At 74.0% G+C, this 25,255-nt stretch carries 19 protein-coding genes, 1 pseudogene and 2 riboswitches; of the genes and pseudogenes, 9 read left to right on the top strand and 11 right to left on the bottom strand.

The window, feature by feature from the left end; all coding sequences use genetic code 11:
* Positions 1-64: 64 nt before the first annotated feature.
* Positions 65-904 carry a DUF3626 domain-containing protein gene (locus IF19_RS0100100; RefSeq protein WP_234313223.1) on the bottom strand — a complete coding sequence of 280 codons (840 nt, stop codon included), beginning with the start codon at positions 902-904 and terminating at the stop codon, positions 65-67.
* Positions 905-1,087: 183 nt separating this feature from the next.
* The gene (locus IF19_RS0100095; protein ID WP_030112480.1) at positions 1,088-1,849 is read right to left on the bottom strand and encodes a hypothetical protein; all 762 of its coding nucleotides are present in this window, start codon (positions 1,847-1,849) and stop codon (positions 1,088-1,090) included.
* Between the two features lie 199 nt (positions 1,850-2,048).
* Here IF19_RS0100095 and IF19_RS0100090 point away from each other — a divergent pair, with 199 nt between their 5' ends.
* The 4 genes from IF19_RS0100090 (at position 2,049) to IF19_RS0100075 (ending at position 8,371) form a co-directional block, all read left to right on the top strand.
* Positions 2,049-2,435: a hypothetical protein gene (locus IF19_RS0100090; RefSeq protein WP_030187884.1), complete on the top strand. Its 387-nt coding sequence runs from the start codon at positions 2,049-2,051 to the stop codon at positions 2,433-2,435.
* 188 nt (positions 2,436-2,623) lie between these two features.
* Entirely contained in the window at positions 2,624-4,285 is a 1,662-nt protein-coding gene (locus IF19_RS0100085) for an amidase (protein WP_234310426.1), read from the top strand.
* Between the two features lie 129 nt (positions 4,286-4,414).
* Positions 4,415-6,637 carry an NADP-dependent isocitrate dehydrogenase gene (locus IF19_RS0100080; RefSeq protein ID WP_030112475.1) on the top strand — a complete coding sequence of 741 codons (2,223 nt, stop codon included), beginning with the start codon at positions 4,415-4,417 and terminating at the stop codon, positions 6,635-6,637.
* A 156-nt stretch (positions 6,638-6,793) separates the two neighbouring features.
* The gene (locus tag IF19_RS0100075) at positions 6,794-8,371 is read left to right on the top strand and encodes a molybdopterin-dependent oxidoreductase (protein WP_030278055.1); all 1,578 of its coding nucleotides are present in this window, start codon (positions 6,794-6,796) and stop codon (positions 8,369-8,371) included.
* A gap of 69 nt (positions 8,372-8,440) precedes the next feature.
* On the opposite strand, the gene IF19_RS0100070 is transcribed toward IF19_RS0100075, so the two are convergent.
* Positions 8,441-9,316, bottom strand: coding sequence for an oxygenase MpaB family protein (locus IF19_RS0100070; RefSeq protein ID WP_030121843.1), 876 nt, complete (start codon positions 9,314-9,316; stop codon positions 8,441-8,443).
* Between the two features lie 43 nt (positions 9,317-9,359).
* Entirely contained in the window at positions 9,360-10,424 is a 1,065-nt protein-coding gene (gene lplAB / locus IF19_RS0100065) for a lipoate-protein ligase LplAB (protein ID WP_030187895.1), read from the bottom strand.
* A gap of 172 nt (positions 10,425-10,596) precedes the next feature.
* Between lplAB and IF19_RS0100060 the strand changes: the two genes are divergently transcribed.
* Positions 10,597-11,508, top strand: a complete 912-nt coding sequence (locus IF19_RS0100060; protein ID WP_030278057.1) for a TIGR04222 domain-containing membrane protein — start codon at positions 10,597-10,599, stop codon at positions 11,506-11,508.
* A 70-nt stretch (positions 11,509-11,578) separates the two neighbouring features.
* On the opposite strand, the gene IF19_RS0100055 is transcribed toward IF19_RS0100060, so the two are convergent.
* From IF19_RS0100055 to IF19_RS0100035, 5 genes are read right to left on the bottom strand one after another with little or no spacing between them, the layout of a single operon-like run.
* On the bottom strand, positions 11,579-12,388 hold the full coding sequence (locus tag IF19_RS0100055) for an enoyl-CoA hydratase (protein ID WP_030112468.1): 810 nt from the start codon (positions 12,386-12,388) through the stop codon (positions 11,579-11,581).
* Positions 12,385-13,311, bottom strand: a complete 927-nt coding sequence (gene mmsB, locus IF19_RS0100050) for a 3-hydroxyisobutyrate dehydrogenase (RefSeq protein WP_030112467.1) — start codon at positions 13,309-13,311, stop codon at positions 12,385-12,387. Before mmsB ends, IF19_RS0100055 begins: the two co-directional genes overlap by 4 nt.
* Complete coding sequence (locus IF19_RS0100045) at positions 13,308-14,375, bottom strand: enoyl-CoA hydratase/isomerase family protein (RefSeq protein ID WP_030278058.1); 1,068 nt, start codon at positions 14,373-14,375, stop codon at positions 13,308-13,310. The genes mmsB and IF19_RS0100045 overlap by 4 nt, the downstream gene beginning before the upstream one ends.
* Positions 14,372-15,526 (bottom strand): acyl-CoA dehydrogenase family protein, encoded by a 1,155-nt coding sequence (locus IF19_RS0100040; protein ID WP_030112464.1) that lies wholly within the window; start codon positions 15,524-15,526, stop codon positions 14,372-14,374. The genes IF19_RS0100045 and IF19_RS0100040 overlap by 4 nt, the downstream gene beginning before the upstream one ends.
* Complete coding sequence (locus IF19_RS0100035; protein ID WP_030112463.1) at positions 15,523-17,025, bottom strand: CoA-acylating methylmalonate-semialdehyde dehydrogenase; 1,503 nt, start codon at positions 17,023-17,025, stop codon at positions 15,523-15,525. Before IF19_RS0100035 ends, IF19_RS0100040 begins: the two co-directional genes overlap by 4 nt.
* Positions 17,026-17,249: 224 nt before the next feature.
* Positions 17,250-17,428: riboswitch (cobalamin riboswitch) on the bottom strand.
* Between the two features lie 135 nt (positions 17,429-17,563).
* Here IF19_RS0100035 and cobF point away from each other — a divergent pair.
* Positions 17,564-18,403 carry a precorrin-6A synthase (deacetylating) gene (cobF, locus tag IF19_RS0100030; protein ID WP_030278059.1) on the top strand — a complete coding sequence of 280 codons (840 nt, stop codon included), beginning with the start codon at positions 17,564-17,566 and terminating at the stop codon, positions 18,401-18,403.
* Positions 18,404-18,413: 10 nt separating this feature from the next.
* On the opposite strand, the gene IF19_RS0100025 is transcribed toward cobF, so the two are convergent.
* On the bottom strand, positions 18,414-18,611 hold the full coding sequence (locus IF19_RS0100025) for a hypothetical protein (protein ID WP_030112460.1): 198 nt from the start codon (positions 18,609-18,611) through the stop codon (positions 18,414-18,416).
* Between the two features lie 426 nt (positions 18,612-19,037).
* Positions 19,038-19,252: riboswitch (cobalamin riboswitch) on the top strand.
* Between the two features lie 166 nt (positions 19,253-19,418).
* Between IF19_RS0100025 and metE the strand changes: the two genes are divergently transcribed.
* The 3 genes from metE (at position 19,419) to IF19_RS0100010 (ending at position 25,056) form a co-directional block, all read left to right on the top strand.
* Positions 19,419-21,743 (top strand): 5-methyltetrahydropteroyltriglutamate--homocysteine S-methyltransferase, encoded by a 2,325-nt coding sequence (gene metE / locus IF19_RS0100020; protein WP_030278061.1) that lies wholly within the window; start codon positions 19,419-19,421, stop codon positions 21,741-21,743.
* A 318-nt stretch (positions 21,744-22,061) separates the two neighbouring features.
* The gene (locus IF19_RS0100015; RefSeq protein ID WP_030278062.1) at positions 22,062-23,591 is read left to right on the top strand and encodes a pyridoxal phosphate-dependent decarboxylase family protein; all 1,530 of its coding nucleotides are present in this window, start codon (positions 22,062-22,064) and stop codon (positions 23,589-23,591) included.
* Positions 23,592-23,661: 70 nt separating this feature from the next.
* Complete coding sequence (locus IF19_RS0100010) at positions 23,662-25,056, top strand: lysine N(6)-hydroxylase/L-ornithine N(5)-oxygenase family protein (RefSeq protein WP_030278063.1); 1,395 nt, start codon at positions 23,662-23,664, stop codon at positions 25,054-25,056.
* Between the two features lie 85 nt (positions 25,057-25,141).
* Here the strand turns inward: IF19_RS0100010 and IF19_RS1000000135780 are convergent.
* Positions 25,142-25,255, bottom strand: a pseudogene (locus IF19_RS1000000135780) (electron transfer flavoprotein subunit alpha); the annotation flags it as partial.

Raw genomic sequence — 25,255 nt, 5'->3', positions numbered from 1 at the left:
TGTAGCCCCGCCGCGCCGTCGGCAGAGATCCGGTCCGGTCCCCTTCCGGCCGGATCTCGCCGCTTCACGGCAGCACGGCTTCTTCCGACCGCTGCTCCACCGGCCGACCGGACGACCGCGGCCGCCGTGATGATTCCGGTGGTGCGAGCAGGGTCCGCCCGGAAGGGGCCCCGAACCGGGCGAGGCAGTGCCACACCTTCTTGACCGCCTGGGGGTCGTGGCCGCCGCCGCGCGCTGCGGCCCCGAGCACGCCCGGATCGAGTACGCCGCCGACCGCGATCCGGGCGCCCAGGTCGACGTACTCCTGGCCGCGGTAGTCGGGATGGCGGCGCAGCTCCCCGACCTCCAGACGGAAACCGGGGTGCCACTCGACCGCACAGCCGAGCCGCAGGGCCGCCGCCTCGACCGCCGTGTCCCGGTAGCAGGGGTCCAGGACCAGCGCCTCCACGTCCTCCCGCAACCGGACCGGCCCGTGGACGTGCGCCTCGATGTAGTCGTCGAGGTCGTCCCGCCGGTCGGCGAGCGCGAGTTCGACGAGCCCCATGCGGGCCGCCACACCGAAGTCGGCGGGTTCGAGGAAGCTGTCCGGATAGCAGAAAGTGGTGCGCTCCAGGGTGTCGGCGGTGAGCCGGAAGTGCGCCGATCCGAACCTCGGCGCCGCGCCCACCGGCTTGCGGCGGAAGTCCAACGCCCCGTACACGGGCCGCTCCTCCGCGCCGGCCTCGTCGTACGCCCCGCCGAAGATCCGGCTCTCCCACATCCACCGGTCACCGCCCGGGTGCGCGGTCAACCCGCCGTTGCTCGTCCCGGTGACGAACTGGGACCGGTAGACGCCGTCCTCGGCCATGGCGTCCAGGATCGGGCCGGTGCCCAGCAGGCGGTCCGGGTGGAAGTTCAGCGTCACCCGCAGGTCAGAAGCGACCGGAGGGCCCGATGCGCCTTCCGCGACATGGCGGAGGGCCCTTTCCCACGGGATGCGGGGCTGTGCTTCCCGAGCGGTGCGGGGCTGTGCGGAGTCCATCGGCGCAGTCTTCCGTACGCCGGGCGGCCGACGCACGCGGATTCCGCCCGCCCCGGCCCGTACGGCTCACACCGGCGAGACGCTGCGCCCCAGCAGGGCCGTGACGTCCACCGTCTCGTCCGGCGGGGGAGTCGCCGAGGGCACCGGCCGGTCGAAGCCGGAGAAGTCCACCGTGCCCCGCTCCTCGGCGTTGCGCACGGTGATCCGCACCGGGTACGGCGTGCCCTCGGCGGCCACGTGGACGGTCAGGCGCTCGCCGCCTTCCACGCGGGTCACGGGCACGGCGGGGACGCCGTTCACCCGGGTCTCCTTCCCCTTCGTCAGCGTGCCGCGCTCCGCCGCGCCGGCGTTGTCCTCGATCAGCTTGCGGAAGGTGTCCAGGTCGCAGGCGTCGGTGACGCCCATCAGCCGGGGGTCGTCGGCCGCCGCCTTCATGTAGCGGCCGTCCAGGATCGCGTGGAACGTGGAGCCGCCGACCGGCACGTGCTCCTTCCAGAAGGCGGCGTCCGGCTTCAGCCACACGTCGTCGCCGCGCTTCACGATCTCCACCGAGCCGTCCTCGCCCTGATCGACCCCGCCCGCGCAGTTCCCCGCGCGGTCCAGCGTCAGATCCAGGCTCATCGCCCGCCCGCTCCCGTCGACGGTGCCACGCGCGCTCAGGTGCAGGGAGTCCGCGTTGAGCAGGGCGTCGCGCGAGCGTTCGACGATCTCCTGGGCGCTCAGCCCGTCGAGATCGTCGTCAGCGCGCGCGAGCGTGCCACCCGTCACGGTGAGAGCGACGGCAGCCGCGCCCGCTGCCGTCCGCGCGGCCCATCGGTGTCCGCTCACGTCGCCTCCTCGGAAAGGCCCCGGTCAGGGGCCGCGATCCCTGGTGACCGGCACGTTCGAGCGTACGCCGGGAGCGGGGGCGCCGCCCGGCGCGCGTACGGAGAGTGAAACGAGGCGGTGTTTTCCGCCACGGAGCGTGGGCAAGGCTGCCGTGGATCCCGCCCGGGATCACGGATGCGCACCACGAGGGAGAACCGACATGAACCTGTTCACGGGGACGAGGAGCACGGGCGGCACGGACACGGGGAATCGCTTCCGGCCCGCCCTGCGGGCGCTCGCCGCCGCGGCCGCGGCTGCCGCGCTGGCGGTCCCGGCCACCGCCGCGACCGCGACAGCCGCCCCGGCCGCGACGCCGCCCGGCCTCTCCTGCGAGACCGGCAAGCACGCCATCGACGACTACACGGGCTTCGCCCTCTGCCGCAACAACGGCAGCCAGACGCAGGTGTTCTGGGTCCACCTCGTCTGCGGCTGGTCGCCGGACGTCGACGGCGAGCGCGTCACGCTCCGGCCCGGTCAGTCCGGCCAGTCCACCGCCCACTGCGGAAGCCTCGGCACCGGCATCGGCGAGATCCAGGTCCGCCCGTGACGTCGTGACGCCGTGACGCCCGCGCCATAAGCACCCGCAGCACTCCGGACGCACCGGCCGTATGCGCAACGGCCGGTGCGCACGCAACGGTTGAGCGCGTGGCCTCCTCTGGTTACCCTCCAGTAAGTACGTGGGGGTGCAGCCGGGGCGACCGGCCGGCCCCGCGACCCCAGGGAGGCGGCACGCCCATGTCCTCAGCGGAGCCCACCGAAGCGGACCCGACCGGGGCCGCGTCAGTCGCAGCCGAGCTTGCCGCACCCGCACCCGCACCCGCCGCCCCCGCGCCTGCCGCAGCCGAGCCCACCGGAGCCGCGTCAGTCGCTCCCGCACCCGCCGCATCCGCCACCACGGCCGAGCCCGCCGGAGCGGGCCGGCCCGCCACCCGGCCAGGACGGCCCGCCCCGGCCGTACGGGACCCCGGCCGCGTCGCCCACCGCACCGCCCCCGTCCCCCCGCCGCTCCCCGGACTCGCCGAGAGCGCCCGTCGCCTGGCCGAGGGGGCCACCACCTCCACCGCCCTGGTGGCCGACGCCCTCGCCCGTATCGAGGCCACCCAGCCCACCCTCAACGCCTTCCGCCACCTGCGCGCCGAAGCGGCCCTGGCCGAGGCCGCCGAGGCCGACCGCAGGCTCGCGGCGGGGGAGCGGCTGCCGCTCCTCGGCGTACCGGTCGCCGTCAAGGACGACACCGACGTGGCGGGCCTGCCCACCCACTTCGGCTGCGCCGGGGAGCGGCCCCCGGCCACCGCCGACAGCGAGGCGGTCCGCCGGCTGCGCGCCGCCGGGGCCGTCGTCGTCGGCAAGACCAACTCCTGCGAACTGGGCCAGTGGCCCTTCACCGAGGGCCCCGGCTTCGGCGCCACCCGCAACCCGTGGAACACCGCCCACACCCCGGGCGGCTCCTCCGGCGGATCGGCGGCCGCCGTCGCCGCCGGGCTCGTCCCCGCCGCCCTCGGCTCGGACGGCGCCGGCTCCGTCCGCATCCCCGCCGCCTGGACCCACCTCGTCGGCATCAAGCCGCAGCGCGGGCGCGTCTCCGTCCACCCGCACAGCGACGCCTTCCAGGGCCTCACGGTCAACGGCCCCCTCGCCCGTACGGTCGCCGACGCCGCGCTCCTGCTCGACGCGGCGGCCGGCCCGCACCCCGAGGACCTCCACCGCCCGCCCGCCGTCCGCGCCGCCGAGGCCGCCCGCCGCGACCCCGGCCGGCTGCGCGTCGCGCTGGCCTGGCGGCCCCCGCTCACCCTCACCGGCGCCGGGCCCGACCCCGAGGTGCGCCGCGCGGTCACCGCGCTCGCCGAGACCCTGGCCCGGCTCGGCCACCACGTCGAGGAGGCCCGCCCCCGGTACGGGCTGATCGGCCTCGCCTTCGTGCCCCGGGCCACCGCGGGCATCGCCGAGTTCGCCGCCCGCCACCCCGAACCGGCCCTGCTCGACCCGCGCACCCGCAGCGCCCTGCGCACCGGGACCCGGCTCGGCGGCCGGGCGGTACGGGCCGCCCGCGCCCGCGAGGTGCGCCAGCACCGCCGTATCGGCGCCCTCTTCGACGCCTCCGGGTTCGACGTGCTGCTCACCCCGACCACGGCCGCACCGCCGCCGCGGATCGGCAGGTTCGACCAGCTGAGCGCCTGGCGCACCGACCTCGCGATGACCGCCGCCTGCCCCTACGCCTGGCCGTGGAACGTCCTCGGCTGGCCCGGCGTGAACGTCCCGGCCGGCTTCACCCGCTCCGGCCTCCCCGTCGGCGCCCAGCTCCTGGGCCCCTCCCGTAGCGAGGAGCGCCTGATCGCCCTCGCCGCCCAACTGGAGGACGACCTGCGCTGGGACGAGCACCGGCCGCCGATCCCGTAACCCCGGGTGATCCCGCCGTCACCGGCCCCCGTGCGGAGCGTGAAGCCGTGCGGGGGCCTTGTGGAGCCCCGCGCCCCGAAGAGATATCTTGATGTCAAGCAATGTTGCAGACGTGGAGCGGAGCACCCGGTGACTGACTCGACCATCATCTATACGCACACCGACGAGGCCCCTGCCCTGGCGACCTACTCGTTCCTGCCCGTCGTCGAGGCGTACGCCTCGACCGCAGGCGTCACGGTCGAGCGCCGTGACATCTCCCTCGCGGGCCGGATCATCGCCAGTTTCCCGGAGCACCTCACGGCCGAGCAGCGTATCGATGACGCACTCGCCGAGCTGGGCGAGCTGGCCAGGACGCCCGGCGCGAACATCATCAAGCTGCCGAACATCTCGGCGTCCATCCCGCAGCTCAAGGCCGCCATCGCCGAGCTCCAGGGACAGGGCTACGCGCTTCCGGACTACCCGGACGACCCGCAGACCGACGCCGACAAGGACGTCCGCGCCCGGTACGACAAGGTCAAGGGCAGCGCCGTGAACCCGGTGCTGCGCGAGGGCAACTCCGACCGCCGCGCCCCCGCCTCCGTCAAGAACTACGCCAAGGCCCACCCGCACCGCATGGGCGCCTGGACGGCCGACTCGAAGACGAACGTCGCCACCATGGGCGTCGACGACTTCCGCTCCACCGAGAAGTCCGCCGTCATCGCCGAGGACGGCACGCTCCGCATCGAGCTGCACGGTGACGACGGCACCACCACCGTGCTCCGCGAGTCCGTACCCGTCCTCAAGGACGAGGTCGTCGACGCGTCCGTCATGCGCGTCGCCGCGCTGCGCGAGTTCTTCACCGCGCAGGTCGCCCGCGCCAAGGCCGAGGGCGTGCTGTTCTCGCTGCACCTCAAGGCCACCATGATGAAGGTCTCCGACCCGATCATCTTCGGCCACGCGGTCCGCGCCTTCTTCCCGAACACCTTCGCCAAGTACGGCGACCAGCTCGCCGCCGCCGGCCTCACCCCCAACGACGGCCTGGGCGGCATCCTCAAGGGCCTCGGCTCGCTGCCGGACGTCGGCGCCGAGATCCAGGCGTCCTTCGAGGCCGAGCTGGCCGAGGGCCCGGCCCTCGCCATGGTCGACTCCGACAAGGGCATCACCAACCTGCACGTCCCCAGCGACGTCATCGTGGACGCCTCCATGCCCGCCATGATCCGCACCTCGGGCCACATGTGGGGCCCGGACGGCAACGAGGCCGACACCATCGCCGTCCTCCCGGACAGCAGCTACGCCGGTGTCTACCAGGTCGTCATCGACGACTGCCGCGCCAACGGCGCCTTCGACCCGGCCACCATGGGCTCGGTGCCCAACGTCGGTCTGATGGCGCAGAAGGCCGAGGAGTACGGCAGCCACGACAAGACCTTCGAGATCCCCGCCACCGGCACCGTGCGCGTCGTCGACGCGAGCGGCGCGGTCGTGCTGGAGCAGGCCGTGGGCGCCGGCGACATCTTCCGCATGTGCCAGACCAAGGACCTGCCCATCCAGGACTGGGTCAAGCTCGCCGTCACCCGCGCCCGCGCCACCGGCACCCCGGCCGTGTTCTGGCTGGACGAGACCCGCGCGCACGACGCCAACCTGATCGCCAAGGTGAACACCTACCTCGCCGACCACGACACGGACGGCCTCGACATCTCCGTCAAGTCGCCGGAGGAGGCCACCGCGTTCTCCCTGGAGCGCATCCGCCGCGGCGAGGACACCATCTCCGTCACCGGCAACGTGCTCCGCGACTACCTCACGGACCTCTTCCCGATCCTGGAGCTGGGCACCAGCGCGAAGATGCTCTCCGTCGTCCCGCTGATGAACGGCGGCGGCCTCTTCGAGACCGGCGCGGGCGGCTCGGCCCCCAAGCACGTCCAGCAGCTCGTCAAGGAGAACTACCTCCGCTGGGACAGCCTGGGCGAGTTCCTGGCCCTCGCGGTCAGCTTCGAGCACCTGGCCACCACCACGGACAACGCGCGGGCCCAGGTCCTCGCCGACACCCTGGACCGGGCGACGGGCACCTTCCTCAACGAGGACAAGTCCCCGAGCCGTCGCCTCGGCGGCATCGACAACCGCGGCAGCCACTTCTACCTGGCCCTCTACTGGGCCCAGGAGCTGGCGCGGCAGACCGACGACGCCAAGCTCGCCGAGGCGTTCGCGCCGCTCGCCAAGACCCTGGCCGAGCAGGAGGAGACCATCGTCGCCGAGCTGATCGCGGTGCAGGGCTCCCCGGCCGAGATCGGCGGTTACTTCCAGCCCGACCCGGCCAAGGCCGCGGCGGTCATGCGCCCGTCCGCCACGTTCAACGACGCGATCGCGTCGCTCGCCTGACGTGACGTGAGCCGGGGCGGCCCCGCCGCCCCGGCCCGGACCGCCCCGGTCGGCCCCGTGCCGGCCGGGGCGGTCCGCGTGTCGGATCCCCCGTACGGGTGGTCCCGTGCGATCCGTACGGGTGCCCGGAGCAATCCGGGCGCTCCCCGGTTCCGAATGAGGACCGTGAGGATCAACCGGACAGCCCTGACCCGCAACGCCCTCGCCGCCCTGAGCGGACTGCTCGCGGGATTCGCCGCCCTGACCGTCGCCGAGCTCGTCTCGGCGGCCGTCAGACCCGAGGCGGGCCCCGTGACCGCGGTCGGCGGGGCGGCCATCGACCGCACGCCCGTCCAGGTGAAGGACTGGGCGATCCGCACCTTCGGCGAGAACGACAAGCTCGTCCTCCAGCTCGGCATCGTCGTCACGCTCGCCCTCTTCGCCGTCGCCGTCGGCCTGCTGGCCCTGCGCCACCGCCGCACCGGCTCGGCCGCCGTCCTGGTCTTCGGCGCGGTCGGCACCGCCGCCGCCGTCAGCCGCCCGGACTCCACCGGCGTTGTGGACGGGCTGCCGTCGCTGGTCGGCGCGGTCGCCGGCGCCCTCCTGCTGTACGTCCTCGCCGGCCGGCTCACCGCCACCGCCGACGCGCCGGACGCGGAGACGGGCTGGGACCGGCGCGGCTTCCTGGTCGCCGCCACCGCCGCGGCCGCCGCCTCCACCGCGGCCGGGGCCGTCGGCCGGGCGCTGAACGGCCGCAGCGCGCAGGACGCCGTCGCCTCCCGGAACGCCGTGAGACTGCCCGCACCGGCCTCGCCCGCCGAGCCGATCCCGGCGGGCGCGCGCCTGCGGGTCCGGGGCATCAGCCCGTTCACCACGCCGAACAAGGACTTCTACCGGGTAGACACCGCGCTGGTGATCCCCAAGGTCGACGCGAACGGCTGGCGGCTGCGCATCCACGGCGAGGGCGTGCGCCGCGACCTGGAGTTCACCTATCAGGACCTGCTGGACCGTCCCCTGATCGAGCGCGAGATCACCCTGTGCTGCGTCTCCAACGAGGTCGGAGGTCCCTACATCGGCCACGCCCGCTGGATCGGCGTGCGCCTCGCGGACCTGCTCAAGGAGGCGGGCGTCAAGCCGCCGTCCCGGGGCGGGAAGGCGGACCAGATCATCGCCCGCTCGGTGGACGGCATGACGCTCGGCACCCCCGTCGAGGACGTCATGGACGGCCGCGACGCGATGCTCGCGCTCGGCATGAACGGCGAACCGCTGCCCTTCGTCCACGGGTTCCCCGTCCGCATGCTCGTCCCCGGCCTGTACGGGTACGTCTCGGCCTGCAAGTGGATCGAGGAGATCGAGCTGACCACCTTCGACGCCTACGACGCGTACTGGGTGAAGCGGTCGTGGGCGCGCGAGGCCCCGATCAAGACCCAGTCCCGCATCGACACGCCCAAGCCGTTCGCGCGCCCCGAGGCCGGCACGGTCATGGTCGCCGGAGTGGCCTGGGCCCAGCACCGGGGCATCGAGAAGGTCGAGATCCGGGTGGACGACGGACCCTGGCGCCCCGCGGTCCTCGCCGAGCAGGACACCGTCGACACCTGGCGCCAGTGGTCCTACCCCTGGAAGGCGACGCCCGGCAGCCACACGCTCACCGTCCGGGCCACGGACGGGACGGGCGAGACGCAGACCGAGAAGCGCACGAAGACCGTCCCCGACGGGGCCAGCGGATGGCACTCGGTGGTCGTCACGGTCGACTGACCGGCGGCAGGCGCGCGTACGGGCCGACGCCCGCGAGGGAGGAGAGCCGGCGGAGGTTCGCGGCAGGCGTCAGGCGCGGGTACGGATCGACGGCGGGCTCATCGCCCACCGGATCGCCCCCGTCAGCGCCTTGCCGGCCGGTCGTACGCAGACCTCCTCCACCCCCGGCGCCCGGGGCAGCCGCAGCGGCTTCCTGGCCCACGGGGGCAGCGTGGACACGGCGTTGGCGGCGAGCACCGCGTACGGGGGACGGGCCGGCCAGGGCAGCGGCGGGCGCAGCAGGATGAAGCGGGCGGCGTCCAGGGCCTCCCGGGTCGCGCGCAGCTCCGGCCGGTAGGAGGCGATCCGGGCGGCCAGCTCCGCCCGGTCGTGCGGCGGGTCGGGGACGCCGAGCGCGTGGGCGACGGTCGCCATGTCGTGGATGTAGCCGTCGCACCCCGCCCCGTCCAACGGGCTTTGCCCGTACCGCTGATGGGCGCGCAGGAAGCTGTCCACCTCCGCGACGTGCACCCAGCACAGCAGGTGCGGATCGGCCGCGTGGTACGGCTCGCCGGAGGGGGCGAACCCGCGGACCCCCTCGTGCACGCCCCGCACGTGGTCCACCGCCTCCTGGGCGTGCTCGGCCGTGCCGAACGTGGTGACCGCCAGGAACGTACTGGTCCGCTGGAGCCGCCCCCACGGATCGCCCCGGAACCCGGAGTGGCCCGCGACGGCGGCCATGGCCAGCGGGTGCAAGGACTGGAGCAGCAGGGCCCGCAGACCGCCGATGAACATGGACGCGTCCCCGTGGACCCGGCGCACCGGCCGGTCCGGACCGAACCAGCGGGGGCCGGGGGTGTCGTGGATACGGGCCCGGTTCTCCGGACCCGAGGGCCCCGCCACCCGGGCGAACAGGCCCCGGCCCAGCCGTTCTCGTACTCCGGAACCCGCCGTCGCCCTGTCCATGCGTCCAGTATGCCGGGGCGACGGCGCACGGGTCCGGCCCGCGCTACGGCACCCGGGCCGTCCACTCCGGCGTCGCGAACTTCGTCCGTACGAGTTCCTCGGCGCGCGCCAGCTCCTCGGGGGTCACGCTGCCCCCGGTCAGCCCGTGACGCCTGCGGAACGAGTCGATCATGCGCTCGATCACGACCTGGCGGGGCAGGCCGGTCTGCCGCCGCAGCGGGTCGACGCGCTTCTTCGCCGACCGGGTGCCCTTGTCCGACATCTTCTCCTTGCCGATGCGGAGCACCTCCAGCATCTTGTCGGCGTCGATGTCGTACGCCATCGTCACGTGGTGCAGGACGGCCCCGGGCCCACCGTCCGGGCCCACCACCCGCTTCTGCGCCGCCCCGGCGATCTTGCCGACCTCGGTGGCGATGTCGTTGAGCGGCTGGTACCACGCCTTGATGCCCATGTCCGCGAGGGCCTCCAGCACCCAGTCGTCCAGATAGGCATAGCTGTCGGCGAACGACAGCCCGGAGACCAGGGACTGCGGGACGGCCAGCGAGTAGGTGATGGTGGAGCTGGGTTCCGCGAACATCGCGCCGCCGCCCGAGATGCGGCGTACGACGTTCACGCCGTGCCGTTCGACGCCCGCCGGGTCCACCTCGTTGCGCAGCGACTGGAAGCTGCCGATGATCACGGCGGGGGAGTCCCACTCCCAGACCCGCAGCGTCGGCGGCCGCAGCCCCGCCGCGACCTCGGCGGTGATCACCTCGTCGAGCGCCATGTGCAGCGCGGGCGACTGCGGGGCGTCGTGGATCAGCTGCCAGTCGTAGTCGCTCCACTCCGTGGCCTGCGCGAGCGCCCTGCGTACGGCGACGGCGACGCCCTCCGCGCTCAGCCCGAGCATCACCGTGCTCTCGGGCAGCGCCGCCTCGATCCGGGCCGCGAGCCCGGCCGTGTCGGTGGTGGCCGGCGCGCCCTCCAGCGCCGCGTCGATCGCGAGGATCGCCTCGTCGGGTTCGAGGAAGAAGTCCCCGGCGACGCGGACGTTCCGCAGCGCCCCGCCCTCCACGTCCAGATCCACCACGACCAGCTTGCCGCCGGGAACCTTGTACTCACCGTGCACCGCGCCGCCTCCAGCTCCTGTAGTCCGTTGCCCGGGCCCCGCTCGACGGACGAGCCGGACACCACCGGATACAACGCCCATCCGGGACGAGATCATCCCGGGCCGCCGGCGCCGGAGCACCGGCGGCGCGGCTTCGGGGAACCGAACGGACCGTTCCGGCCTCTCCGTAACCATGGTCCCTTGGCTGGTCTTCGGTGGGTACTGCGTCGCGGTGGTGTGGGCGGGGTGGATCGCGTGGCGGGCGCGGGCCGCCGTGGCGGACCCGCCCGTCCCGGAGCGCGCGTTCGACGCCCCCGAGCTGGCCCTGCTGCGCGGCCGCGGGCGGGGGACGGACGCGGTGGCGGCCTGCGTCGGCGGGCTGCTCCTGCGCGAGGAGCTGGTGGCCGTCCCGGGCGGCGTCACCTTCAACGACCTCACCGTCAGGGACGGCGCCTTCACCACTCGGGAACCGGACCCCGACGCGACGCCGAAGCCGCTGGACCGCGTGGTGCTGGCCGAGGCGCGGGCACACCGGCTGGGCCGTCGCGGACCGGGGTACGACCGGCCGGGACTGTCGGTCCGCGCGCTGGCCGACACGCGTACGGTCCGGGCGGAGCTGGCGCGGATGCGCCACGCGCTGAGCGAGGAAGGACTGCTCGACGGGCCGCCGGTACGGGCACGGTTCCGCAGGGGGCTGCTCCCGCTCCGCGCGCTGGCCGGGGCCGGAGTCGTGGCGGTGCTCGCGATCGTGCCCATCGGCGATCCGGTCCCGCTGGTGCTCGCCACGACGGCCGCCGCGATCGCGGCCGTGTCGTTCGTCCCGCCGGCGGTCAGGACCTCGGAGCGGCTGGTCCGGGAGGCCGCTGAAGAGCATCCCGTCTCCCGCTCCGAGGCCACCGGCGACGCCGACGCGTTCGCCCGGGGCATCGCCCTGTACGGACCGTCCGTGCTCCACCGCCGCTACCCGCGGCTCGCCCCGCCGCCGTCACCGCCGCCCCGGGAGCGGAACAGCGGCAGCGGGTCCGGGCACGGCGGGAGTGCGTGGGGCGGCGGATGCGGGACGAGCAGCGGCGGATGCGGGTCGGGTTGCGGCGGCGGCGACTGACCGGCGTCTGCGGCCGGCCGTGCCGGCCGTCGCCGACAGCCCTTCATCGTGCGGGCGGCCCCGGACGAGGTCAGCGGTGCCTGAACTCCGCCGGTCGCTTCTCGGCGAAGGCCCGCATGCCCTCCTTCTGGTCGGCCGTCGCGAACACCGCGTGGAACAGGCGGCGTTCGAAGAGGACGCCCTCGGCGAGCGTGGTCTCGAAGGCCCGGTTCACGGCCTCCTTCGCCATCATCGCCACGGGGGCCGACATCCCGGCGATGGTGTCCGCCGCGGCCAGGGCCTCCGTGAGCACATCGGCGTCGGGGACGATCCGGGAGACCAGACCGGCCCGCTCGGCCTCCCGGGCGTCCATGGTCCGGCCGGTCAGGCAGAGGTCCATCGCCTTGGCCTTGCCGACCGCCCGGGTCAGCCGCTGCGATCCGCCGATGCCGGGGATCACCCCGAGCCGGATCTCCGGCTGCCCGAAGACGGCCGTGTCCGCCGCGACGACCAGGTCGCAGAGCATCGCCAACTCGCAGCCCCCGCCCAGGGCGTAGCCCCGTACGGCGGCTACCGTGGGCGTACGGAGACGGCCGAGCCTGTCCCAGGCGGCGAACCAGTCGCTCAGGTACATGTCCATGTAGTCGCGCGGCTGCATCTCCTTGATGTCCGCCCCGGCCGCGAACGCCTTCCCCCCGCTGCCGGTGATGACGACACAGCCGACGTCCGGGTCCCGGTCCAGCGCCTCGGCGGCCTCGACGGTCTCCCGCATCACCTCCAGGCTCAGCGCGTTGAGCGCCTCGGGACGGTTCAGGGTCAGCAGGGCGGTACGGCCCCTGCGCTCGACGAGGATCGTGCGGTACGGGCCCGGGGCGGACGCGGTGTTCTCGTGCTCGCTCATGCGGTGGTGCCTTCCTGCGGGGCGGTGGTCTTCGACGAGGCGGCGCGGATCGCGCGGACGATGCCGGAGAAGTCCTGCTCCGCGCCCGCCCCTTCCGCGAACCGTTCGTACAACTCCGCGGCTTTGAGCCCCAGTTGCGCGTCGATGCCACCCGAGCGCAGGGCGTTGGCGGCCAGGGCGAGGTCCTTCGCCATCAGGGGGGCGGCGAAGCCGGGCCGGTAGTCGCGGTTGGCGGGGCTCGCCGGCACCGGGCCGGGCACCGGGCAGTTGACGGTGAGCGCCCAGCACTGGCCCGAGGCCGCCGACGCCACGTCGTACAGCGCCTGGTCGGAGAGGCCCAGGCTCTCCGCGAGGACGAACGCCTCGCTGACGGCGATCATCGAGACGCCCAGGATCATGTTGTTGCAGATCTTCGCCGCCTGGCCGGCCCCCGCCCCGCCGCAGTGCACCGCCTTCCTCCCCATCACCGAGAGCAGCGGCTCGGCCCGCGCGAACGCGGCCTCCTCGCCCCCGGCCATGAAGGTCAGGGTGCCCGCCTCGGCCCCCACGACCCCGCCGGAGACCGGCGCGTCCAGGGAGCGGTGACCGGCCGCCTCCGCCGCCGCGTGGGCGGCCCGGGAGTCGGCCACGTCGATGGTCGAGCAGTCGACGAACAGCGTGCCGGGGCGGGCCGCGGCGAGCAGCCCCTCCCGGCCGTACAGGGAGAGGACGTGGCGGCCCGCGGGCAGCATGGTGATCACCACGTCCGCGACGGCGGCGGCCTCGGCGGCGGACCCGGCCGCCTCCACGCCGCTCGCCACGGCCTTCGCCAGACAGCTCTCCACCAGGTCGTGGCCGAGCACCCGGTGGCCGGCCGCGACGAGGTTGGCGGCCATCGGGCCGCCCATGTGGCCCAGCCCGATGAAAGCGACGGTCGTGGTCACCACGGCACCTCCTTGGACGATGCGGACGCGGCGAGGGACAGCCCCTCGCCGCCGGTCGGTGCGAAGTACCGGGCCACGTCCGCGTCCGTCACCTCCGCGAGCGTGCCGGGCGACCAGCGGGGCGCCCGGTCCTTGTCGATCACCTGCGCCCGGATGCCCTCCACCAGGTCGGTGGAGGACAGGGCGGCGCACGAGACGCGGTACTCCTGCTCCAGCACCCTTTCCAGCGGGCCGAGTTCGCGGGCCCGCCGCAGTGCGGCGAGGGTGACCTTCAGCGCGGTGGGGGACCGGGCGAGGAGTGTGGCGGCTGCCTCCCCGGCCGCCGGGACGCCGCAGGCGAGCAGCCGCTCCACGATCTCCTCGACCGAGTCGGCGGAGTAACAGGCGTCGATCCAGGACCGGTTCGCCCGCAGTCCCCCGCTCGGGGCGTCCCGTACATGGCGGTGCAGGACCTCGCCGGGCGGCGCGGTCCGCAGCGCCGCGAGGAGCGCCGGCAGCTGGGCCCGCTCCACGAAATGGTCCGCGAAGCCGCACAGCAGCGCGTCCCCGGGCCCCATGACCGCACCGGTCAGGGCGAGATGGGTGCCCAGCTCACCGGGGGCCAGCGCCAGCAGATAGGTGCCGCCGACGTCCGGCACGAAGCCGATCCCGGTCTCCGGCATCGCCACCTTCGAGCCCTCGGTGACGATCCGGACGCTGCCGTGCGCCGCCACGCCCACGCCGCCGCCCATCACGATGCCGTCCATGATCGCCACGTACGGCTTGGGATAGCGGGCGATCCGGGCGTTGAGCCGGTACTCGTCGCGCCAGAACGCGGCCGACGCCTGCCCGCCCGCACGGGCGTCCTCGTGGATGGACCGGATGTCGCCGCCCGCGCACAGGCCGCGCTCCCCGGCCCCGGTGAGCACGACGGCCGCCACCTCCGGATCGCGCTCCCAGCGGTCGAGAGCCGCCGCGATCGTCGCCACCATCGAGTGGGTGAGGGCGTTGAGCGCCTTCGGCCGGTTCAGGGTCAGCACCCCGGTACGGCCCTCGACGCGCACCCGTACGAGCTCCTCGCTCATCGCAGGGCTCCCGTCAGGCTCCGGGCCACCATGACGCGCATGATCTCGTTGGTCCCTTCCAGGATCTGGTGGACCCGCAGGTCCCGGACGATCTTCTCGACGCCGTACTCGGCCAGATAGCCGTAACCGCCGTGCAGTTGGAGAGCGCGGTCCGCGACGGAGTAGCCGGTGTCGGTGGCGAAGCGCTTGGCCATCGCGCACAACTCCCGTGCCCCGACCGCCTTCCGGTCCAGCGCCTCGGCGGCCTGGCGCACCAGCGCGCGGGCGGCGGCCAGTTCGGTCGCCATGTCGGCGAGGCGGAACTGCAGCGCCTGCGCGTCCAGCAGCCGCGCCCCGAACGCCTCCCGGTCCGCGAGATGGGCCAGCGAACGGTCCAGCGCGCTCTGCGCACCGCCGAGCGAGCAGGCGGCGATGCCGAGCCGCCCGCCGTTCAGGCCGCTCATCGCAATCCGGAAGCCCTCACCCGCGTCCCCGAGCAGCCGGTCCGCCGGGACGCGCACCCCGTCCAGCACGACCTGGCGGGTGGGCTGGGCGTTCCACCCCATCTTCTTCTCGTTCGGCCCGAACGACAGCCCGGGGTCGTCCCGTTCGACGAGGAACGCGGAGATCCCCCGGGGCCCGTCCCCACCGGTGCGCGCCAGCACGATGTACAGGTGCGACGCGCCCGCCCCGGAGATGAACTGCTTCGTCCCCGTCAGCACGTACGCGTCGCCGTCGCGCACCGCACGGGTGCGCAGCGCGGCGGCGTCCGAGCCCGCGCCCGGTTCCGTCAGGCAGTAGCTTCCCAGCAGTTCCATGGCGCACAGGCGGGGCAGGTACCGCTCGCGCTGCGCCTCGGTGCCGTACCGGTCGACCATCCAGCCGACCATGTTGTGGATGGAGAGGTAGCCCGCGATCGACGGGCAGCCGGTGGCGAGGGCCTCGAAGACGAGGACCCCGTCGGTGCGCGAGAGCTCCGACCCGCCGACGTCCTCCCGTACGTACACCCCGCCGAGGCCGAGCCCCGCCGCCTTGCGCAGCACGTCGACGGGGAAGTGCTTGTCCTGGTCCCAGGCCACGGCGTGCGGGGCCAGGTGCTCCTGCGCGAAGTCGAGCGTCGTCTCCACGACCGCGATCTGGTCGTCGGTGAGCAGTGTGGTCACGGCGCTCACCCCATGGTCGGGATCGTGAAGCTCGCACCGTCCCGGATCCCGGAGGCGGGCCAGCGCGAGGTGACGGTCTTCGTCCGGGTGTAGAAGCGGATCGCGTCCGGGCCGTGCTGGTTGAGGTCCCCGAAGCCGGACCGCTTCCAGCCGCCGAACGTGTGGTACGCCACCGGCACCGGGATGGGGACGTTGACGCCGACCATGCCGGTGTCGACCCGCCGGGTGAAGTCGCGGGCGGTGTCGCCGTCCCGGGTGAACAGGGCGACGCCGTTGCCGTACGGGTGCTCCGAGGGCAGCCGCAGCGCCTCCTCGTAGTCCGCCGCCCGGACCACGCACACCACCGGGCCGAAGATCTCCTCCTGGTAGATCCGCATGTCCGGGGTGACCCGGTCGAAGAGGGAGGCGCCCGCGAAGAAGCCGTCCTCGTGCCCCTCCAGCGTGAAGTCCCGCCCGTCGAGGACCAGTTCGGCGCCCTCCTCGACGCCGAGGTCGACATAGCCCCGGACCCGCTCCACCGCGTCCCGGCCCACCAGCGGCCCGAAGTCGGCGTCCGGGTCGTCCGAGCGGCCGATCCGCAGCTCCGCGATCCGCTCGGTGAGCCGGGCGACCAGCGCGTCGGCGGTGGCCTCGCCGACCGGCACGGCCACCGAGATCGCCATGCACCGCTCGCCCGCCGAGCCGTACCCCGCCCCGATCAGCGCGTCCACCGCCTGGTCCAGGTCGGCGTCCGGCATCACGATCATGTGGTTCTTCGCCCCGCCGAAGCACTGCGCCCGCTTGCCGTGCGCGGCGGCGGTGGCGTAGATGTGCGCGGCGATCGGCGTCGAGCCGACGAAGCCGAGCGCCTTGACGCGCGGGTCCTCCAGCAGGGTGTCCACGGCCTCCTTGCCGCCGTTGACGACGTTGAGGACCCCGGGCGGCAGGCCCGCCTCCAGGAACAGCTCCGCCAGTCGCAGCGGCACCGAGGGGTCCCGCTCGGACGGCTTGAGGATGAAGGCGTTTCCGCAGGCCAGGGCGGGGGCGGCCTTCCACAGCGGGATCATCGCGGGGAAGTTGAACGGGGTGATGCCCGCGACCACCCCGAGTGGCCTGCGCAGCGAGTGGACGTCGATGCCGGCGCCCGCGTTGTCGCTGAACTCGCCCTTCAGCAGATGCGGGACGCCGGCGGCGAACTCCACCACGTCCAGCCCGCGCGCGATGTCGCCGTGCGCGTCGGCCACGGTCTTGCCGTGCTCGGCGGAGAGCAGCCTGGCCAGGGAGTCCTTCTCCCGCTCGACGAGCTGGAGGAAGCGCAGCAGCACCCGGGCGCGGCGCTGCGGGTTCCACTCGCCCCACGCGCGCTGCGCCTCGACGGCGTCCGCGATCGCCGCCTCGGTCTCGGCGCGGTCGGCCAGCGGGACCCGGGCCTGGACCCGGCCGGTGTTGGGGTCGTACACGTCGCCGTACGCGCCCGAGGTTCCGGGCACGGGCTTGCCGGCGACGAAATGGGTGAGTTCACGGACCATGGAAGCCTGCTCTCGTCGGTGAGATCGTCAGGTGAGATCCGGGGATGGCGCGCGGCGGCGCCCGCCGCGTCGCACGCTCGGGGGCATGCGGTCGCGGAGGGAAGCGCCGACGGGGACGCGAAGGGCCAGTGCCGTCAGGGGGCGGGGAGAACCGCTCGTCGGGACGGACGTCCGGGGCCGTGCGGGCGGACCGGTGCCATGCGTGTCTGCTCCATCCTCGTGGAAACACGGAACATCCCGCGGCCGGTATCCTGACTCCCGGATCAGCGCGCGTCCCCTTGCCTTCCCGACGGCGGTCTCACCGTCAGTGGCGTGTCCTGCGAGGACGAACTCCCCGGTCACAGTGGCGGGACCGTGCCGGATTCACACCGGCTTCCCTGACACCACGGGCCTTCGGGACGGCCGGATTCTCCCGGTCGTCCCTCTGCTCACGAACATATAGTTGGACGTCCTAGTAAGTCCACCCCGCCTCGGGCGCGTCCTGCGGATCGGGACCGGACAGGCCGGACATGCCCGGCCCCTGGCATGATCGGCAGACATGAGCGAAGCGCCGCGTCACATCCTCGTCATCGGCATCGGAGCCGGTGATCCCGATCATCTGACCCTCGCCGCGGTGAAGGCCATGCGCCGGGCGGACGTCTTCTTCGTCCTGGGCAAGGGAGCGGAGAAGGACGCGCTGACCCGGCTGCGGCGGGACATCCTGGACGAGCACCTCACCGGCCCCTACCGCGTCGTCGAGGCCGACGACCCGTGGCGCGACCGCACCCAGCGGGACGGCGGCCGCTACGCCTCGGCGGTGCACGACTGGCGGCACCGCCGGGCCGACATCTGCGAACGCCTGATCGCCGACGAGCTGGCGCCGGGGGAGACGGGCGCCTTCCTGGTGTGGGGCGACCCGTCCCTGTACGACAGCACGCTCGCGATCCTGGACGACATCCGCGAGCGGGACACGGTCGCCTTCGACCACGAGGTGATCCCCGGCGTCAGCAGCGTCTCGGCCCTCGCCGCCCGGCACCGCACGACCCTGAACCGGGTCGGCCGCCCCGTCCACATCACCCCCGGGCGGCGGCTCGCCCAGGGGTATCCCGAGGACTGCGACCTCGTCGTCATGCTCGACGGCCACGAGACCTTCACCCACCTGGTGGGCGGGGGCTGGTGGATCCACTGGGGCGCCTACATCGGCACCCCGGACGAGATCCTGGTCTCCGGCCCGCTCGACGAGGTGGCGGACCGGATCGGCCGGCTGCGCGCGGAGGCCCGCGAGCGGCACGGCTGGATCATGGACACCTACCTGCTGCGGCAGGGGTGGGACGGGCCGCAGGGGGCGAGCCGCCCGGCGGGAAGCGCGGACGGCTCGGCGGACGGCCCGCTCGGCTGACCGGACCGGGTCAGCGGCGGGACTCGTGCGCCCGGATGACGCCGAGCCCGTGCCCGAGGCTCGGGCACTCGGCCGTCAGGTCGTCGCCGCGCACCAGGTAGTCGTGGACCCGGCCGTCGGCCGGCCGCTCGACCGCGCGGTACTGCGTGCCGTTCACGGTGATCGTCCAGTCGTCGCCGTCCTGGGCCCACCCGACTGTCTTCTTCATAGGGCGTTTTCCGTTTCCTCGAAGCGGTCCGCCGGAGGTCGGCGGGCCGTGTAGTGGGAAGAAGAACGGCTTGTGACGCTCTGTGGTTCCGCAGTCCCTACGCCATTCGGTTACATCTGGGTCACTGTCACCGCACAGTCGAGCCGCTCGAACTGACCGGAGGTCAGGAGAAGCGTGACGAACGGCCGAACGGATGCGGAACGGCCGGGGCCGGGCCGCCGCGCGCTCGGACGGTGTCCACGGCGAGGCGCCGGGAATTCTCGCGACGGCGTTCCTCGCGCCTGCCCCAGCGACGATGCCGCCGGGAGCGCGAGGGCGCGTCGGACCACCGCAGGACGCGTCGCCGACGGCCGGAGAAGGAGCCCCGTGTCTCACCTCACCGTCCGAAGTGTGAACAACGGTGTCCGGCACGGTGGCCGCCCCCGTAGGGTGACCGGTGCAGCTGGTTCGCCCTGTCAGCCGGAGAGGGCGTCGCAAGAGGGAACCCGGTGGGAATCCGGGACTGCCCCGCAGCGGTGAGCGGGAACGACCGCCGTCATACGCACTGGGCCCGGCCGGGTCTGGGAAGCGACGGCCAGTAGGTGTCTGCCCCGGCAGACGTGCCCGCGAGTCCGAAGACCTGCCCGTTGCCCGCACGCGACCCGTTCGCGTGCGGAGATCTCGGTGACCTCGTGGGCGGGTCGGCGGAACCATCAGGTGGACGGGCACGGTTCGACGTGGCCCGGTGTCCGCCCGATGCGTCATCCCTTCGCGTCCGCGTCCCGTCCCGGGATCCGCACCGCAGACACGCTCGCGAAGGAGAGTCACGTGACAGCGAAGCCCGCAGCCGCGGCAGCACGGGCCACCGTGTACGGATACCCCCGCCAGGGTCGGAACCGTGAACTGAAGAAGGCCGTCGAGGGCTACTGGAAGGGCCGCGTCACCGCGGACGCCCTCCGGGAGACCGCCGCCGAACTGCGCCGCACCACCTGGCGGCAGCTCGCCGACGCCGGGATCCACGAGGTGCCGACCGGTGACTTCTCGTACTACGACCACGTCCTGGACACCTCGGTCATGGTCGGCGCGATCCCGGCACGGCACCGGGAAGCGGCGGAAGCCGACGCCCTCGACGGCTACTTCGCCATGGCCCGCGGCACGCAGGACGTCGCGCCGCTGGAGATGACCAAGTGGTTCGACACCAACTACCACTACCTGGTACCCGAGTTGGGCCCGGACACGGTGTTCTCCGCCGACTCCGCCAAGCAGGTCGCGGAGTTCGGGGAGGCCCGCGCGCTCGGCCACACCCCGCGCCCGGTCCTCGTCGGCCCCGTCACCTACCTCCTGCTCGCCAAGGCGGCCCCCGGCGTCGCCGCCGACTTCGATCCGCTGACCCTGCTGGACCGGCTGCTCCCGGTGTACGCGGAGGTCATCGCGGACCTGCGCGCGGCGGGCGCCGAATGGGTCCAACTGGACGAGCCCGCCCTCGTCCAGGACCGCACCCCGGCCGAACTGAACGCCGCCGCCCGCGCCTACCGCGGGCTCGGCGCCCTCACCGACCGGCCCAAGCTCCTGGTCGCCTCGTACTTCGGGCGGCTCGGGGAGGCGCTGCCGGTCCTGGCGAAGGCGCCCGTCGACGGGCTGGCACTCGACTTCACCGAGACCGGCGCGGGCAACCTCGACGACCTCGCCGCCGCCGGCGGACTGCCCGGCAAGCGCCTGGTCGCCGGCGTCGTCAACGGCCGCAACATCTGGATCAACGACCTGGAGAAGTCGCTCGCCACCCTCGGCACCCTCCTCGGCCTCGCCGACCGGGTCGACGTCTCCGCCTCCTGCTCCCTCCTGCACGTCCCGCTCGACGCCGCCGCCGAGCGCGACCTCGACCCGCAGGTCCTGCGCTGGCTCGCCTTCGCCCGCCAGAAGACCGCCGAACTGGTCACCCTGGCCAAGGGCCTGTCCAGCGGCACGGACGCCATCGCGGGCGAACTCGCCGCCAACCGCGCCGATCTGGCCTCCCGGGCCGGCACCGCCCTCACCCGCGACCCGGCCGTCCGCGCCCGTACGGCGGCTGTCACCGACGCCGACGGCCGACGCTCCCAGACCTACGCCGAGCGGACCGCGGCCCAGCGCGCCCACCTCGGGCTGCCGCCGCTGCCGACCACCACCATCGGCTCGTTCCCGCAGACCACCGAACTCCGCACCGCCCGCGCCGACCTGCGGGCGGGCCGGATCGACGGGGCCGGGTACGAGGAGCGGATCAAGGACGAGATCCGCGAGGTCCTCACCTTCCAGGAGAAGGCCGGGATCGACGTGCTCGTGCACGGCGAGCCCGAACGCAACGACATGGTGCAGTACTTCGCCGAGCAGCTCACCGGCTACCTCGCCACCCAGCACGGCTGGGTCCAGTCCTACGGCACCCGCTACGTCCGCCCGCCGGTTCTCGCCGGGGACATCTCGCGCCCCGAGCCGATGACCGTGCGCTGGACGGCGTACGCGCAGTCGCTGACCGAACGCCCCGTCAAGGGCATGCTCACCGGCCCGGTCACCATGCTCGCCTGGTCCTTCGTCCGCGACGACCAGCCGCTCGGCGAGACCGCCCGCCAGGTCGCCCTCGCCCTGCGCGACGAGGTGAACGACCTGGAGGCGAACGGCACGTCGGTGATCCAGGTCGACGAGCCCGCGCTGCGCGAGACGCTCCCCCTGCGCGCCGCCGACCAGGCCGCGTACCTGGAGTGGGCGACGGAGTCCTTCCGGCTGGCCACCTCCGGGGTCCGCCCGGAGACCCAGATCCACACGCACATGTGCTATGCGGAGTTCGGCGACATCGTCCAGGCCATCGACGACCTGGACGCCGACGTCATCAGCCTGGAGGCCGCCCGCTCCCACATGCAGGTCGCCCGCGAACTGGCCGCCCACGGCTACCCGCGCGAGGCGGGGCCCGGCGTCTACGACATCCACTCGCCGCGCGTCCCGAGCGCGCGGGAGGCGGCGTCCCTGCTGCGCAAGGGACTTGAGGCCATCCCGGCCGCGCGCCTGTGGGTCAACCCCGACTGCGGCCTGAAGACCCGCGGCTGGCCCGAGACCCGGGCCTCCCTGGAGAACCTGGTCGCCGCCGCGCGGGAGATCCGCGCCGAACTGCCCGCCGACCCGGCATGATCCGAGCCCGGTGCGGGAGCGGCCCGGTCCCGCACCCGCACCGGGCCCCGGGGCGCCCCGCAGGGGGAAAGGGACCCGGCAACTCGGTTGCCCGGTAGGCGAAGTAGCCTCCATGGCCTGGCGGGTCGCGCGTCGTGCGCACCTCCGGAGTTAGGTTAGCCTAACCAGCACATCCCCGGAGGTGGATCATGCCGCTCCCGGTGTCGCCCGGTGAGCGGGCGCGCTTCCGCGCGTTCCGCCCGCACCACGACCGAAGGTCTTCGCCATGCCAGTCGCGCCCCTTCCGCCCCCCGGTGAACTCTCCGCGGAGCGTGGGGCGTGAGCACCGGAGAGGCGTCGGGCCCCGGCACGGAAGCGGGCGGCGTACGGGGCGGCCTCGTGGCGGGCGGTGCGCACGGGCCGAAGCACCTGAGGGCCCTCACCGAGATCGTCCTGGACGCCCTGGAGGACGCCGTCCCGGCCCGGGGCGGACCGCTGCCCGCCGGAGGGCCCGAGGCGGTGGCCGTGAGCACCCGCGCCCTCTGCTCCCCGGTCCTGCCGGAGGAGGGCGTGGGTCCCGAGGTCGCGCTCGCGGACGTGGTGCGGGCCGTCGCGGAGGGGGCCGCCGACCCGGCCGACCCGGCCTGTGTGGCCCATCTGCACTGCCCGCCGCTCGCCGTGGCCGTCGCGGCGGATCTGGCGGGGGCCGCCCTCAACCCCTCCATGGACTCCTGGGACCAGGCCCCCGCCGCCGGGGTGATCGAGGAACTGACCACCGCCGCCCTGGCCCGGCTCGTCCACCCCGCCGCACCCGAACCGGACGCGCTCATCACCAGCGGCGGCACCGAGTCCAACCTGGTCGCCCTGCTCCTCGCCCGGGAAGGCGCGTCACCCGGCGCCCTCCGGGTGGTGACCGGGGCCAACGCCCACCACAGCGTCCACCGTGCCGCCTGGATGCTCGGCCTGCCCGCCCCGGTCGTCGTCGCCTGCCGTGACGGCCGGATCGACCCGGCCGCCCTCGACCGCGCCCTGACCGCCCTCGCCGGAGCGCCGCTCCTGGTCGTCGCCACCGCCGGCACCACCGACGAGGGCCGCATCGACCCGCTCCCGGAGATCGCCGGGATCGCCGCACGGCACGGCGCCCGGCTCCACGTGGACGCCGCGTACGGCGGCCCGCTGCTGTTCAGCGAGCACCTGGCCCCGCGGCTCGCGGGCCTGGAGCGCGCCGACACCGTCACGTTCGACCTCCATAAGCTCGGCTGGCAGCCGGTGGCCGCCGGGGTGCTCGCCGTCGCCGACGCCGCGACGCTCGCACCGCTGGCCCTGCGCACCGACTACCTCAACGCCGACGACGACACCGAGGCCGGGCTCCCGGACCTGCTGGGCCGCTCGATCCGCACCACCCGGCGCCCCGACGCCCTGAAGATGGCCGTCACCTTCCGCGCGCTCGGACGCCGGGGGCTCGGCGCGCTGGTGGAGCACTGCGTCCGTACGGCCCACGGGTTCGGCCGGGCCGTCGACGACCACCCGGCGCTGCGCCGCCGCCCCGGCGACATCGGGATCAGCACGGTCCTGTTCCGTCCCGCCGCCGCCGACGCGCTGCCCGGCGAGCAGGGCGACGCGGTGGTCGCCGCCGTCCGCCGCACCCTCCTCGCGGAGGGGCGCGCCGTCCTCGGCCGCGCGGTCGCGGACGACGGGGACGGCCCCGCCCGGCTGTGGCTGAAGGCCACCCTGCTGCACCCGAACGCCGCGACCGCCGACCTGCTGCCGCTCCTCGACCTCGTCACGACGGCGGCCGACCGTGCCGCGCGGGGGAGTTCGGCGGCCGAAGGTACCGGGGCCCCCGCGACGGAAAGGCTGTCGCCATGACGCCGACGACGCGTACGACCTGCCCGGGGCGAACCCCCACCGCTCCGGCGATCCTTGCGGGAGGAGCCCGATGACACCCGGACCGCGCACGCCGCCCCTCGACCTGCTGGGGGTGGGCGTGGGGCCCTTCAACCTCTCGCTCGCCGCGCTCGCCGACGGCGTACCGGGGCTGCGCACCGCCTTCCACGAGCAGCGCCCCGCCTTCCGCTGGCACCCGGGCCTGCTGATCGAGGGAGCCACCCTCCAAGTGCCCTTCCTGGCGGACCTGGTGAGCCTGGTCGAGCCCACGAGCCCCTGGTCCTACCTCAATTACGTCAAGATCCGCCGCAGGCTCTTCCCGTTCTACTTCGCCGAGCGGTTCCACATCCACCGCTCGGAGTTCGACGACTACCTGCGCTGGGCGAGCACCGAACTCCCCTCCACCCGCTTCGGCCACCGGGTCGACACCGTGACCTGGGACGCGGAACACGGCGTGTTCGCGGTCGAGTCCACCCGGCTGGGCCCGGACGGCGAGGCGCTGGCGACCGTACGCACCGACACCCGCAACCTCGCGCTCGGCGTCGGCACCTCGCCCCATGTCCCCCCGGCGCTGCGGGGGTTGGCGGATGACCCGGCCGCCCTCGTGCTGCACTCCGCGGACTACCTCCCGCAGCGGGACCGGCTGCTGGCCGCCCGCCACATCACGGTCGTCGGCTCGGGCCAGTCGGGCGCCGAAGTCCTGCTGGACCTGCTCCGGTCCCGGCCGGAGGGGGCGGAGGGGCTGACCTGGCTGGCCCGGACGCCGGCCTTCGCGCCCATGGAGTACAGCAAGATCGGGCTGGAGCAGTTCACCCCCGATTACACCCGCTACTTCCACGGGCTTCCGCAGGCCACCCGGGACCGGCTGCTGCCCCGGCAGTGGCAGCTGTACAAGGGCGTCAGCGGGGACACGCTCGGGGACATCCACGACGAGCTGTACCGGCGCAGCCTCGGCGGCAGCTGGCCCGACGTGACGCTCACCCCCGGCATCGAGGTCACCGGCGCGGCCACCACGGCGGAGGGGCGCGTGGAACTGCGCGTCGAGCACGGCCAGCAGGAGACGAGCGGCCGGCTGACCACCGACGCGGTCGTCCTCGCCACCGGATACCGGGAGCGCCCCGTCGACACGCTGCTCGCCGCGCTCGACCCGTACATCGTCCGCGACGAGGCCGGGCGGCCCCAGGTCGACGCCGCCCAACGGCTGGTCCTGGCACCCGAGATCACCGGTTCCGTCTTCGTACAGAACGCCGAACGGCACACGCACGGAGTCGGCGCGCCCGATCTGGGCCTGGCCGCCTGGCGGTCCGCCGTCATCGTGAACGCGCTCACGGGCAAGGAGTTCTACCCGCTGCCGGAGCGTACGGCGTTCACCACGTTCGGCCTCGGTGCCCGGAACGCGGAGGAGGACCGTTCCTCCGCGCTCGACGCGGCCGAGGAGCGGCGGTAAGCGCGGCCACGACGGTGATACGGCTCCGGGCCGCGCGGTGGGGTTCACCGTGCGGCCCGGGACGGGTGGTGAAGGGAGCGAGGGGTCAGCCCTTGCGGGTGGTGATCTCCTCGGTGAGCTGGGGGACGACGGTGAAGAGGTCGCCCACGACGCCGTAGTCGACGAGCTCGAAGATCGGGGCCTCGGGGTCCTTGTTGAT

The organism is Streptomyces californicus, from assembly GCF_000717645.1.
GTDB lineage: Bacteria > Actinomycetota > Actinomycetes > Streptomycetales > Streptomycetaceae > Streptomyces > Streptomyces californicus.
The sequence above is the reverse complement of the archived record's forward strand: the minus strand, read 5'-3'. Positions and strand labels throughout refer to the sequence as shown.

Excerpts from the sequence above, each read along its gene's own strand:
- IF19_RS0100090 (WP_030187884.1), top strand. The coding sequence starts at position 2,049 with ATGAACCTGTTCACGGGGACGAGGAGCACGGGCGGCACGGACACGGGG.
- IF19_RS0100085 (WP_234310426.1), top strand. The coding sequence starts at position 2,624 with ATGTCCTCAGCGGAGCCCACCGAAGCGGACCCGACCGGGGCCGCGTCA.
- IF19_RS0100075 (WP_030278055.1), top strand. The coding sequence starts at position 6,794 with ATGAGGACCGTGAGGATCAACCGGACAGCCCTGACCCGCAACGCCCTC.
- IF19_RS0100070 (WP_030121843.1), bottom strand. The coding sequence starts at position 9,316 with ATGGACAGGGCGACGGCGGGTTCCGGAGTACGAGAACGGCTGGGCCGG.
- IF19_RS0100060 (WP_030278057.1), top strand. The coding sequence starts at position 10,597 with ATGGTCCCTTGGCTGGTCTTCGGTGGGTACTGCGTCGCGGTGGTGTGG.
- IF19_RS0100055 (WP_030112468.1), bottom strand. The coding sequence starts at position 12,388 with ATGAGCGAGCACGAGAACACCGCGTCCGCCCCGGGCCCGTACCGCACG.
- IF19_RS0100045 (WP_030278058.1), bottom strand. The coding sequence starts at position 14,375 with ATGAGCGAGGAGCTCGTACGGGTGCGCGTCGAGGGCCGTACCGGGGTG.
- IF19_RS0100035 (WP_030112463.1), bottom strand. The coding sequence starts at position 17,025 with ATGGTCCGTGAACTCACCCATTTCGTCGCCGGCAAGCCCGTGCCCGGA.
- cobF (WP_030278059.1), top strand. The coding sequence starts at position 17,564 with ATGAGCGAAGCGCCGCGTCACATCCTCGTCATCGGCATCGGAGCCGGT.
- IF19_RS0100025 (WP_030112460.1), bottom strand. The coding sequence starts at position 18,611 with ATGAAGAAGACAGTCGGGTGGGCCCAGGACGGCGACGACTGGACGATC.
- IF19_RS0100010 (WP_030278063.1), top strand. The coding sequence starts at position 23,662 with ATGACACCCGGACCGCGCACGCCGCCCCTCGACCTGCTGGGGGTGGGC.